The sequence below is a fragment of the Saccharopolyspora soli genome (assembly GCF_022678645.1).
GTDB lineage: Bacteria > Actinomycetota > Actinomycetes > Mycobacteriales > Pseudonocardiaceae > Saccharopolyspora > Saccharopolyspora soli.
Genome location: NZ_JALBWV010000003.1, coordinates 103,564 through 115,738 on the forward strand (window position 1 = coordinate 103,564; position 12,175 = coordinate 115,738).

Below are 12,175 nucleotides of genomic sequence, written 5' to 3' on the forward strand. Positions count from 1 at the left end.
TTACGGGTGGGGCTGTCCCCAGCCGACATCTGGTGGTTGAGCACCGGCAGCTCGGGGGAGCGCTCCATCGAGACTGTCAGGGGTGCGCGGGAGCATTTCGGTATCGGGGAACACCGGGGAAGCCGAGGGGGGCGACCATGAACCCGCAGCAGCACATCACCGACGCGCGCAACTCGCTCGCCACCGCGGACCTGTTCGCGAGCAGCGACCCGATCGCCGTCATCGCCGATCTGGCCGCCATCGCGGAGCTGGTCGGTCGCCTCACCGAGCAGGCCCGGCAGGACCTCGCCAGCTGGGCGACCGTGAGCCCGCACCTGGCGCAGGCTCGGGACCACGCCGCCGTGCTGACCCGCAACCTGCGGAACGCTGGCGGCATCCTGGCGTACAACACGGCGCTGCACGCGGTGGCTTGATCGGGCCGTACGGCCCGATCGCCCGGCCTGCGCGCGGACGACACTGCATGCAGGGGGCGTACGCCCATGGCAGATCACGCAGCGCGACGAATCGGCGGTGCGGCCTTGCAGGTCGTGCTCGCCGGATTCGTCCTGGTGACGTCGGGGTGGCTGGCCATCGGCGCGCTGGCCGCCGTGGCCCAGTACTCGACGGGTTTCCACGATCTGCTGGTGGTCTCCGACAACGGCTGGGCGCAGGGGCTGCTCGACGGCGCGGAACGCAGCGAACCCGCTGGCCAGGCGGTCCTGGACTACCTGCTGAGCCTGTTCAACCTGGTCGTGGCCACGGCGTTGTGGTGGTCGGGGCGGCGCGACGTGGCGACCCGGCTGCTCACCATCGCACTGGTGGCCACGGCCGGTGCGGTCAACCTTCAGGCGCACGCGTCGGTGTCGGTCGTGCACACCGCCTTGGGGGTCAACATCAGCTGGTGGCACGTCCTGCTGCTGCACGGCGTCGGCGGCCTGGCCTACGTGCTGGCGCTGGTGCTGTTCCCGACCGGGCGCTGGGACCGGATCGGCCCGACGTCCTGGCTGGCGCGGGTCGCCGTGGGCGTCAGCGTCGCCGGAGTGCTCGCACTGCTGGCGCTGTCCACCGCCGACTACCCGCACACCATCAGCTTCGTGATCTTCTTCGGCATACTCGTGCCGGTCGTCGGCTTCGTCGTGCAGCGGCATCGGGCGCGCACCGGGCCGACGCCGGAGATGCGGCGGGAATCCCGGCTGCTGTGCGCCGCGCTGGCCGTGGCGTTGATCGTGATCTTCGCGCTGAGCGTGGTCACCGCGGTGCTGTGGGTGCTGGGCGCGCCGGGGTTGACGTTGTTCGACCCGACCGCGCACGTGCCGGGCAGGCCCTACGACGAGCCGCTGGCCGTGGTGTTCTGGCCAGCTCGGTTGATCTTCGCCGTGGTCCCGTGCGCGCTGATCGTGGTGACCCGCCGGACCCGGCCGTGGGAAACCGAGCACCTGTTCAGCCGCGCCTCGGTGCACACCCTGGTGGTCCTCTTCGTGGGCAGCGCGGCGATCGTGGTCACGGCCGCCGGTGCTGCGCTGCTGGGCGTCGCAGCGGGCGTGATCGCGGCGGCTGTGGTGGCCGCGCTGCTGTTCCAGCCGGTGCGGCAGGGCTCGGAAAAACTGGTGGAGCGGCTGGTGTTCGGTCGACGACCGGCCTCGGCGACGGTGCTGGAACAGGTCGCCGAGATCTCCGGTGGCCGCGACCGGCCCGACCTGACGGGACTGGCGGAGGTGGTCGCGCGGGGGCTGGGCGCGGCCTTCTGCGAGCTGAGGCTGCACGTGCCGGGTGGCGAAGAGCGGTTCCGCTGGCCCGCCGACCTGGCCGAGCTGTCCGAACCGGTGACGCTGCCGGTGAGCTACGGCGGCGAGGAAGTGGGCGCGCTCGTGGTGGACCGCACCAGCGTCACGGACGTTCCGGGACAGCGGCAGCGGCTGCTGAACGACCTCGTCGGGATTCTCGGCCCGGTGCTGCACAACAGTCGGCTGGGCCTGGAACTGGAAGACCAGCTGCGGACCACGCTGGAGCGGACCGAGGAAATCGCCGCGTCCCGTCGCCGCGCAACGGCCGATATGGACAGCGAGCGGCGAGCGCTTGAGCGCAACCTGCACGACGGTGCCCAGCACCACCTGGTGGCGCTGCGGATGAGCGTCGGGTTGGTGGAGCACGAAATCACGCACGACAGAGCGGAGTCGGCCCGCGACCGCGTGGACCACCTGCTCGAACAGCTCGAAGGCACGCGCCGCGTGCTCGCCGACACCGCGGCAGGGGTTTTCCCGGTGGTGCTGGCCGACCACGGCCTGTCCGCGGCGCTGGCGGCCGAGTTCGGCACTGCGGAGTCCACTGTGGAGCTCGATCTGGAGGAAGCCGCGGCGCGCCGCAGGTTCCCGCTGGACGTCGAAACAGCGGTGTACTTCACCTGCTTGGAAGCGGTCAACAACGCGTTCAAGCACGCGCCGGGCGCGACGGTGAAGGTGACGATCCGCGACGAGTACCGCGGGGTGTCCTTCCGCGTCGCCGACAACGGTCCGGGCTTCAGCACGAGCGGCGATGACGCCGGGCACGGCTTGCACAACATCGCCGACCGCACCGGCCGGGTGGGCGGACGGCTGGCCGTCCGCTCGGCGCCGGATCAAGGCACCGTGGTCGAGGGCTTCATCCCGCTATGACGTGCAGCAGGCCCTCGCAGGTCCGCGCGACGCCCCGGCAGATCTCTCGAACTTCCCTCGGTGCCAACGGATTCTCGGCGCGATCCCGCCAGCGCGTCAGCTGCTCAACGGCGACCCGGTGGAGCTCCGGGGCCGCGGTGCCGACCGGCAGGGCCAGCCGGGTGCAGGGATCGCGCCCGGCCGCGCCGAGCAGTCGGGCCGCCCGGCTGCGGTCCGCGTCGGACAGCGAGACGTTGTTGCTGTGCAACCTTTCGATGAGTTCGAGTTCGAACAGCTCGTGCGCATTGCTGCGAATCTGCTCCAGTTCGAACACCAGCTCCGCGCGCCGCGGATCGTCAGCGGGCAGCTCCCGCACCGCGATGTCCAACGCCCCCAACACTTCTCGCGCTCGGCGCACGTCCTTGGTGATCGGGATGTTCGCCTGGCGGATGTCCGCTACCTCCTGGTAGCGCTGGGCGAGTCGGTGGATCCTGACCGGCAGCGAGGCGGTGTCGTCGGCCTCGGCCTCGGTCGGTTCGGGCGGGGCTTCCTCGACCATTGGGGCGAGCTGATCGGGCAGCCACCCGGTGACCGCGACGCGGTCCGCGAGCTGCGTCCACTGGACCTCGCCGCCGAGCGCGGCGATTCGGTCCTCGTCGTCGGCGAGTGCTGCCTGCAGGTCGAGCGGTTCAGCGGGCGCCGGTGCCTCGATGCGTGCGGTGATCTGGCCTGCTTCCTGCGCGAGGTGCACCAGCACCGGATTCTCCTCGTCAGTGCTGCCGAGCAGCCGGATCGCCGAGGCGGCCAGGTAGTAGACACCGGACTCGATCTCCCAGTCGACGCGATGCGTCAGCTCGCCGGTGACCCGCACCGGTCTGGCCAGGTCGGCGCAGAGCTCGCGCAGCGCCGCCAGCGGCCCCTCGTCGCGCAGCACACCCGGATAGACACCGCGCACCACGGCCCGGAACCGCTCGATCACGGTTTCCAAGGTCGAGCGCAGCTGGGTGAGCACCGCGTCGGCCGTCGTCGGATCGTCGGCGAGCACGGTCTTGAGCTCGGTCAGCTCGGAGCGGATCGCGCCCAATCCGTCGTCGGTGACCGCGGTGATCTCGCCGACCAGGCGGCGGCGTTCGACGTCGCGCGCGTGCAGGAGTCGCTGCTGGGACGCGGTGAGCTCGGCCCCGAGCTCCTCGGCACGCCGCACCCGAGCGCGCAGCTCGTTGGCGAGGGCGACGCTGCGCAGCAGCAGCGCGGTGCCGTTGGCGATGTCCTGCATGCGCCGGTCGTCGGCCTCGGTCACCGCACCGGATTTCCCGATCGCCAGCGCCCCGCGGTGGATGTGCCCGTCCATGATCGGCACGACGTGCCGGACACCTGGCACTTCCCGGAGAGCCGCGGCGTCGGTGACGACGTGCGCTGTGCCCGGTAGCGCGGACGGCCACGCCGCCGCGCTGACCAACCGGCCACCGGCGGTCAACCACAGCGAAGCGTGCGTCGCGTCCGTGCTGTCGGCGAGCATGCGGGTCAACACCGGCAAGGACTGCTCCCACGAGCCGACGGCAGGCAGCTTCCCAGCTACCGCGGCGAAGTCGGCGGGCGGCGCGGGCGGCAGCTGCTTGACCCGGCGGTCCGCTACGGCGAACCCCGCGACGCACAGCGCGGCGGCGACGAATGCGGGCACGATCAGCGACTGCCCGGCCCCGAACAGCAATGCGCATCCACCGACCACGACGGCGTAGACCAAGGCGACGAACCCGCCCAGCGCCAATCGGTGAAGCGGCGGCATCGGCAAGTTCCCGTGCAGCACCGTTGCCCGCACCCGCACACCTCCACCCCGAACCTAAGCCGCAGCCCCCCAAAACCCCAGGGCACAAAGTCGGCCAGCCACCGCGACCGAGGACGAGACCCCGGAGTCGTCTTCTCGATGGCTGCTGCGGGGGAGGGTTGTTGTGTGCAGACGGGCGATTTCGCCAGCTCCACCACGCCACACCGGCATGCGGCGTTCAACACTCGTTCTTGTTGTTCTTCTTTGTTTTTGAAGCGCCGAAGGCGCTTAGCCCACCTACGCCACTCGCACCGCCGCGGGTTCTCAGACGTCGTCTCGCGAGGACAGCCCCGACGCCGTGTATTGGACATACATGAGTCGGGGATCCCGGAGTCGAGACGGCGTCTGAGGTTCCGCTACTTGCACCGCCACGCAAATGGGGTTCAGAAACAAGAAACTCAGGATTCTGTCCAGTGGGCGCGTAGGTAGGTCAGAACCGCTAGTACTCGGCGGTGGTGGTGGGTGTCCTCCGGTGGGATGCCGAGCTTGGACAGGATGCTTGCGACGTGCTTCTCCACCGCTTTCGGGCTGACGTAGAGGCGGTTGGCGATGCCGGGGTTGGACCGGCCTTCGGCCATCAGCTTCAGCACCTCGGCCTCGCGTTCGGTCAGCGCGGCCAACGCCTTCTCCTCCTTGCCGCGGGGCCGCTCCACCAGGCGTTTCGCCAGCACCGGTTCGATGACGATCTCGCCGTCCTGGATCCGGGTCAGAGTGTCGGTGAGCACCTCGACGCTGGCGATCTTCTCCTTCAACCGGTAGCCGATGCGTTCCGTGCCGATGTCGAGGATCCGCATCAGGTAGTGCGTTTCGGCGTAGTGCGAGAGCAGCAGCAGCCCGAGGTCCGGGTACTGCGCGCGCAACCGTTCCGCGGTGCTGATCCCACCGTCCGGTTCCGGCGGCATCCGGATGTCCAGCACCGCCACGTCGGCGGTCGCTGTTTCCGGGGCGTCGAACAGCGCGTCGCCGTCGGAGACGCAGGTGACCACTTCGTGGCCCGCGGCGTCCAGCAACATCACCAGGCCCTCGCGGAACAGGGCGCCGTCCTCGGCGATCGCTACTCGCATGGGATCCTCACCAGGCTCAAGTCGTGCTCGTCGGAGTTGATGGCCACCACCAGGTCCGGGCCGCTGCGCTGGATCGACACGTTCGCGGCCACCGCGCCTTCGGGCAGCTTCGCCAACCGGTCGGCCACCTCGAAGTAGACGGCGGCTTCGACCGCGGCGTCGAACCGCTGCGCGGGAACCTGCATCGCCACCGGAATGCCGTGTCGTTCGGCCAGCGCCTCTAGCGCGGCGGCCAACCCCGCGGTAGCCAGCACCGGCGGGTAGATCTGCCCGGCCAGCGCTCGCAACTCCTCCAACACCTCGTGCAACTCGTCCTGCACGCCCGACAGGCAATCGTGCACCCGCTCGTCGTGCGCGGCGCGGTGTCGGCACACGCCCAAGCGCAGGGCCAGCGCTGCCAGGCGCAGTGCCGGGCCGTCGTGCAACTGCTGCTCCAGGGACTTCCGGCGGGCCCACCCGACCGAGTCGTACTCGCGCTGCTCGGTCATCTCGTCGCCTCCCAGCACATCGCTGGTTCCAGGGTGGACCGGTCGCGGCAGCGCGCAACAGGGGGTGCGCACCCCCGCGGGGGTAGGGAACACCCCACCGATTCGGGCCGGGAGACCCTGTGCTCGGCCTGCGGCCCGGCATACTTTCTGGGCTGAAGTACATACCCCGCAAGGGGGAATGATGGCTTACAACCTGGGCGTCGACCTCGGAACCACGTACACCGCCGCGGCGGTCGAACACTTCGGCCAGGTCGAGATGCTCACCCTCGGTGACCGGGCCGTGATCGCTCCGGCCGTGGTGTTCGTGCGTGCCGACGGGACCGTGGTCACCGGGGATGCGGCGGCGCGCCGCGCGGTTGGCGAGCCGCATCGGATCGCTCGGGAATTCAAGCGCCGCTTGGGGGATCCGACACCCCTGGTGCTGGGCGGCACGCCGTTCTCGGCCGCCGCGCTGCTCGGCCAAGTGCTGCGCGACGTGCTGCACAAGGCGACCGAGACCGAGGGCGAGCCGCCGGAGCGGGTCGTGCTGACCCGGCCCGCCAACTGGGGTCCGTACCGGCAGGAGCTGTTCTCCGAGGTGCCGAAGCTGGCGGGGCTGGACGAGGCGGACACGCTCACCGAGCCGGAGGCGGCGGCCGCCTACTACGCCGGGAAGCGGCAGTTGCCCGACCAGGTGGTGGCGGTCTACGACCTCGGCGGCGGCACGTTCGACGCGACCGTGGTGCGCAAGACCCGGGACCACATCGAGATCCTGGGCGAACCCGAAGGCATCGAACGGCTCGGCGGCATCGACTTCGACGAGGCGATCCTGGCGCACGTCGACGCCAGCCTGGACGGCGCGCTGACGGAATGCGGCGCCGAAGGCCCCGAGTCCGCGGCCGCGCTGCGCCGCCTGCAGCGGGACTGCGCGGAGGCGAAGGAAGCGTTGTCGCTGGACACCGAGGCGACCATCCAGGTGTTCCTGCCGCAGCGGCATTACGAGGTCACGATCACCAGGGACCAGTTCGAGGAGATGATCCGGGCCCCGATCGAAGCGACCATCGATTCGCTGCGACGTGCCCTGCGCTCGGCCCAGGTGACCGCCGACGACCTCTCGGCGGTGCTGCTGGTCGGCGGTTCGTCCCGGATCCCGCTGGTGGCGCGCATGGTGTCGGAGGAATTGGGGCGTCCCACCGCGGTCGACACGCACCCGAAGTACGCCGTTGCGCTGGGTGCGGCAGCTCTGGCCGCCGACCACGAGGGGGCGCGGGAACCACCGGCGCCGCAGGTACCGGTGGAAGTGGCTGCTCCGCCGCCACCGCCCGAGGAACCAGGTCCGCCGACGGAGCGGGGCGAGCCGCCGCCGCGGCGCCGCAAGGGCGCGTACCGAGGCCTGATCGCGGCGGGCGTCCTGCTGATCGTGCTCGGCTTGCTGACGTCCTTCAGCCTGTTCGACGCGGAAATGCGCCGAGCGCAAGAGCAAACCGGCGAGGGATCGGTCCCGACCTTGGTCCGGCCACCGGTGGCCGGGGTGGGACCAATCGCCGCGAGCTCGCCCACTCCGGAGGTCGCGGGCGGCATCGGCGTCGCGGCACCGCGCGGGATCGCGCTGACCCCCGACGGCCGAGCCGCGTACGTGACGAGCCGGAACACCAGCCGGGTGTCGGTCGTCGACACCGCCGCCGGATCGGTCAGCACGTCGCTGTTCCAGTCGGTGCCACCGCAGTTCGTCGCCGTCACGCCGGACGGCCGCCGCGCGTACGTCAGCGCCTACCCGCAAACCGGGCCGGAGAACCTGGTCTTCGTGCTGGACGTCGCCACGAACACCGTGCAGACCAGCATCCAGGTCGGCAAGCACCCGTACACCCTGACGGCCAGCACGGACGGCAGCGAGGTGTGGGTGCCCGACCACGACTCCGCGCAGATCTCCATCATCGACACCACCACCAACAAGGTCGCGGACACGATCGAGGTCAAGCCCAATCCGCATTCGGTGGCGTTCACCCCGGACGGCCGGACGGCCTACGTCGCGAACCACGATTCGAACCTGGTGACGGTGATCGACACGGCGACGCGGTCCATCGAGGACGAGGTCGCGGTGCCGCCGAGCCCGCACAACGTGGCGATGTCGCCGGACGGCAGGACGGTCGCTGTCTGCAGCTACGACGCCGCCAGCGCGTCGACCATCGACACCAAATCGCGCCGGGTGACCGGCACCATTCCGGTGGGCACGAAGCCGTCCAGCGTCGCCTACGCTCCGGACGGCCGACACTTCTACGTGGTCAACGAGGGCTCGAACTCGCTGTCGGTGGTCGATCCGAAGGCCGAGCGAGTCACCGCCACGGTGCCGGTGGGCGAGGCGCCGGTGGCGGTCGCGTTGAGCCCGGATGGCCGCCAGGCATACGTGACCAACGTCAACTCCAACACGGTGTCGGTCCTCAACACCGCCGGCTGACCTCGTTCCCCGCCGCGCGGGTCAGCGGAAGCCCACCTTCGCCTCGGCAATCAAGTTCTCCGGTGCGGTCCGCACCGCCATGTTCCCGTCGGGTCCGCCGCAGACCAGCACCGGGTCTCCGGCGAACACCGGGCGGCGCAGCCGGTAGTCCACAGTGGATATTTCTCGCTCTGGTGCCTGCTGCCTGGCTAGTTCGGTCATCAGCAGCGCCAGGATCGGGCCGTGCACCACGAGTCCGGGGTACGACTCGACATCCCGCACGTACGGCGCGTCGTAGTGGATGCGGTGCGAGTTGGCGGTCAGCGCGCTGAACCGGAACAGCCGCACCGGGTCGCCGGTGAACGCCTGCTGCCACGGAGCGTCCGAGTCGGGCAGCCCGGTGGGCCGCGGTGGGTCCGGATTCTTGGTCGGACTCTCGCCGCTGCGGTAGACGTAGTCCTGCTCCTCGACGAACCGGACCGCGCCTTCTTGCCGGTATTCGCTGCGCACCGTCACGAACGCCATTTCTCCGGAACGGCCCTGCTTGACGACCACGTCGAGCAGCGCGGACGTGCGTTCGGCCGGGATGCCCAGCCGCAGCGGACCGGTGACCGCGAGCCGACCACCGGCGAACATCCGCCGCCGGTCCGGGATGGGCGGTAGGAAGTGGCCGTGCGTCGGGTGCCCGTCGGCGCCGAGTTCGCGGTGCGGCGGCCAGTGCAGGAAGTGCACCCAGTGCCACAGCGGTGGAAGCGTGTCCGCTGGGGCGAACTCCTCCGGCGTCTCCAGCACGGCCGCCAGCGCCCGCGACTGCTGCGGGGCGAGGGCGTCGGCCTCGACCAGCGGTTCGGGGCGCCAGCCCTGCAGGTAGGTATCAAGACCGGGCACTGCGCCTCCTCCACGTCCGGGCCCGCGCTGGTCCGGACGGCGCGTCGATTGGGCCGTACAAACTCAGTGCAAGTCTCGGCTCGGCACGGCGCGACGTCAACGATGAGTTGGTGATTCCGCTAACAGCAGCCAAATACGAGTTCGGAACGCGGTCTTGACCGAGGCGTGTATTTGGCCGTACAAAGATGGTCCGAAGGGTGATCGTGGCGCCGGGAGGGCTATTCAAATGGCATCCATCGCGGATTCCCTCGCGCAGTGGGCGACTGAGCTCGAACCGGGCGCGGATGATCTCGCGCTCGCGCAACGCTCCCTGGTCGACACCGCCGCGGTCGCGCTGGCCGCACGGGGCAATCCGCTGACCGAGATGGCCGCCGGACTTCCGGACGCGGCGCGTTGGGCGGCGATCGGACACGTGCTGGACTTCGACGACCTGCACATCGAATCGACCACGCACATCAGCGTCGTCACGGTGCCTGCCGTGCTCGCCACCGGCGGCGATGCACGGGCGTACCTGGCGGGAGCGGGCGTGATGGCGCGCCTGGGCACGGCACTGGGCTGGTCGCACTACGTCGCGGGCTGGCACGCGACGTGCACGGCCGGAGCGCCTGCCGCGGCAGTTGCGGCGGGAACGGCGCTCGGCCTGTCGGCTCCGCAGTTGGCGACCGCGATGGCGCTCGCGGTGCCAGCCGCAGGCGGCGTGCAGAACGCCTTCGGCACACACGGCAAGTCGTTGCAGGTCGGCTTCGCCGCGCAGGCCGGAGTGCGCGCGGCAATGCTCGCGAAGGCCGGCGCGACGGCGGATCCGAGCGCCTTGGACGCCTGGCTGGAGCTGGTCGGCGGTACCGGCGAACTCGACTTGGCGGGCGCGGCCGTTCCCGGCGGCCTGGCCATCAAGGTCTACCCCTGCTGCTACGCGATGCAGCGGCCGATCGCCGCGCTGCGCGACATCCGCCACGAGATCCGGGGCGAGGTGCGCGGCGTGCGGGTGCGCACGCCGAAGGCCACCGTGAAACCGCTGATCCACGACCGGCCCCGCACGGGCCTGGAGGGCAAGTTCAGCCTCCCGTACGCGGTGGCCACCGCACTGCTGGACCACTACCCGGACTTCGCCGCCTTCACCGACGACGCGGTCAACCGGGCATCGGCCCAACACCTGCTGCGCCAGGTCGATGCCTCGTACGCACCGGGCGGCGACGGCCTGCTCACCGGCGAGGTGGAAATCGAAGTCGAGCACGACGGGCCGACCTCGCAGGTGCGGCTCGCGCAGCCGCCGGGCGCACCGGCGCGGCCGCCGACGGATGCCGAACTGCACGACAAACTCGCGGCCTGCGGCGCGGACGTGCCAGCGCTGCTGGCCGAAGCGGACTGGGCATCAACCCGGACGCTGCTGCGGAAGAAGTTCCCGCGCACCGGGGTCGTCGAGTGAAGGACCGGCACGGCAAGGGAGCGATGCATTGAGCACATTGGACATTCTCAGCGCCGACGAGAAACTGGCCGTGGAGACGGTGCGCGATTTCGTCGACAAGGCTGTCAAACCGGTCGTGCGCGAACTGGAGCACACCAACACCTATCCGGAAGCCCTCATCGAGCAGATGAAGGAGCTGGGCATCTTCGGCCTGGCGGTCCCGGAGGAGTACGGCGGCACACCAGTGTCCACCCCCTGCTACGTGCTGATCACCGAGGAACTCGCACGCGGCTGGATGAGCCTGGCCGGTGCGATGGGCGGGCACACCGTGGTTTCCAAGTTGCTGCTGCACTTCGGCACCGAGGCGCAGCGGCGCGCCTACCTGCCGAAGATGGCAACTGGCGAGATCCGCGCGACGATGGCGCTGACCGAACCCGGCGGCGGCTCGGACCTGCAAGCGATGACCACCCACGCCCGCCGGGACGGCGACGAGTACGTGGTCAACGGTGCCAAGACCTGGATCACCAACTCGCGCCGCTCCCAGCTGATCGCGCTGATGTGCAAGACCGACCCGACCGCGCAGCCGGGCCACCGGGGAATTTCGATCCTGCTGGTCGAGCACGGACCTGGCCTGACCGTCTCCCGCGACCTGCCGAAGCTCGGCTACAAGGGCGTGGAGAGCTGTGAGCTGTCCTTCGAGGACCACCGCGCGCCGGTGACGGCGCTGCTGGGTGGCGAAGAGGGCGAGGGCTTCGCGCAGATGATGAAAGGCTTGGAAACCGGCCGGATCCAGGTCGCCTCCCGCGCACTGGGAGTGGGGCGGGCGGCGCTGGAGGACGCGCTGCGCTACGCCCAGGAGCGTGAGACCTTCGGCAAACCGATCTGGAAGCACCAGTCGGTGGGCAACTACCTGGCCGACATGGCCACCAAACTCACCGCGGCACGCCAGCTGACCCTGCACGCCGCGCACGAATACGACGCGGGACGCCGGGTGGACATGGAGGCGGGCATGGCCAAGCTGTTCGCCTCGGAGGTGGCGATGGAGATCGCGCTGAACGCGGTGCGCGTGCACGGCGGCTACGGCTACTCGACGGAGTTCGACGTGGAGCGCTACTTCCGCGACGCGCCGCTGATGATCGTCGGCGAGGGCACCAACGAGATCCAGCGCAACGTGATCGCCGCACAATTGGTCAAACGCGGCGGACTGGACGCTTGAAAGCCTGTCCTCGTACTCGGTTTGCGTGGCGGTGCGGGTGGCGGAACCTCAGACGCCGTCTCAGTCCGGGATCCCCGACTCATGCATGTCCGATACACCACGTCGAGGCTGTCCTCCCGACACGACGTCTGAGAACCCGCGGCGGTGCGAGTTGCGAGGGTGGGCTGAGCGGCTTCGCCGCTTCAAAAACAAGAACAAGACAGACACTGAGACGCGGATCGGTGTTGGGTGAGGGGCACCCGTGACCAAGTATGTTGGCCACGGGTG

9 protein-coding genes are annotated in these 12,175 nt (G+C 70.0%); 5 read left to right on the forward strand and 4 right to left on the reverse strand.

What is annotated here, in order from left to right; genetic code table 11:
* Window positions 1–137 precede the first annotated feature (137 nt).
* Window positions 138–413 carry a hypothetical protein gene (locus MOQ72_RS03325; RefSeq protein ID WP_242180467.1) on the forward strand — a complete coding sequence of 92 codons (276 nt, stop codon included), beginning with the start codon at window positions 138–140 and terminating at the stop codon, window positions 411–413.
* Window positions 414–479: 66 nt separating this feature from the next.
* A complete protein-coding gene (locus MOQ72_RS03330) occupies window positions 480–2,630 on the forward strand; it encodes a sensor histidine kinase (protein ID WP_242180468.1) in 2,151 nt (716 codons plus the stop codon).
* Here MOQ72_RS03330 and MOQ72_RS03335 read toward each other — a convergent pair.
* The 3 genes from MOQ72_RS03335 to MOQ72_RS03345 form a co-directional block, all read right to left on the reverse strand.
* Entirely contained in the window at window positions 2,617–4,428 is a 1,812-nt protein-coding gene (locus MOQ72_RS03335) for a hypothetical protein (RefSeq protein ID WP_242180469.1), read from the reverse strand. The genes MOQ72_RS03330 and MOQ72_RS03335 overlap by 14 nt on opposite strands.
* Window positions 4,429–4,832: 404 nt before the next feature.
* Complete coding sequence (locus MOQ72_RS03340; RefSeq protein WP_242180470.1) at window positions 4,833–5,498, reverse strand: response regulator transcription factor; 666 nt, start codon at window positions 5,496–5,498, stop codon at window positions 4,833–4,835.
* Entirely contained in the window at window positions 5,489–5,986 is a 498-nt protein-coding gene (locus MOQ72_RS03345; protein WP_242180471.1) for a histidine kinase, read from the reverse strand. The genes MOQ72_RS03340 and MOQ72_RS03345 overlap by 10 nt, the downstream gene beginning before the upstream one ends.
* Window positions 5,987–6,167: 181 nt before the next feature.
* Between MOQ72_RS03345 and MOQ72_RS03350 the strand changes: the two genes are divergently transcribed.
* Window positions 6,168–8,420, forward strand: a complete 2,253-nt coding sequence (locus tag MOQ72_RS03350) for an Hsp70 family protein (RefSeq protein ID WP_242180472.1) — start codon at window positions 6,168–6,170, stop codon at window positions 8,418–8,420.
* 21 nt (window positions 8,421–8,441) lie between these two features.
* Here the strand turns inward: MOQ72_RS03350 and MOQ72_RS03355 are convergent, their stop codons facing one another.
* Window positions 8,442–9,287, reverse strand: a complete 846-nt coding sequence (locus MOQ72_RS03355) for an HTD2 family dehydratase (protein WP_242180473.1) — start codon at window positions 9,285–9,287, stop codon at window positions 8,442–8,444.
* Window positions 9,288–9,513: 226 nt separating this feature from the next.
* On the opposite strand from MOQ72_RS03355, the gene MOQ72_RS03360 reads away from it, so the two are divergent.
* Window positions 9,514–10,713, forward strand: coding sequence for an MmgE/PrpD family protein (locus MOQ72_RS03360; RefSeq protein ID WP_242180474.1), 1,200 nt, complete (start codon window positions 9,514–9,516; stop codon window positions 10,711–10,713).
* Between the two features lie 28 nt (window positions 10,714–10,741).
* Window positions 10,742–11,908 (forward strand): acyl-CoA dehydrogenase family protein, encoded by a 1,167-nt coding sequence (locus tag MOQ72_RS03365; protein WP_372495268.1) that lies wholly within the window; start codon window positions 10,742–10,744, stop codon window positions 11,906–11,908.
* Window positions 11,909–12,175 lie beyond the last annotated feature (267 nt).

Bases quoted from the DNA above. Each gene is read 5' to 3' on its own strand.
- MOQ72_RS03325 (WP_242180467.1), top strand. From the start codon at position 138: ATGAACCCGCAGCAGCACATCACCGACGCGCGCAACTCGCTCGCCACC.
- MOQ72_RS03330 (WP_242180468.1), top strand. From the start codon at position 480: ATGGCAGATCACGCAGCGCGACGAATCGGCGGTGCGGCCTTGCAGGTC.
- MOQ72_RS03340 (WP_242180470.1), bottom strand. From the start codon at position 5,498: ATGCGAGTAGCGATCGCCGAGGACGGCGCCCTGTTCCGCGAGGGCCTG.
- MOQ72_RS03345 (WP_242180471.1), bottom strand. From the start codon at position 5,986: ATGACCGAGCAGCGCGAGTACGACTCGGTCGGGTGGGCCCGCCGGAAG.
- MOQ72_RS03350 (WP_242180472.1), top strand. From the start codon at position 6,168: ATGGCTTACAACCTGGGCGTCGACCTCGGAACCACGTACACCGCCGCG.
- MOQ72_RS03360 (WP_242180474.1), top strand. From the start codon at position 9,514: ATGGCATCCATCGCGGATTCCCTCGCGCAGTGGGCGACTGAGCTCGAA.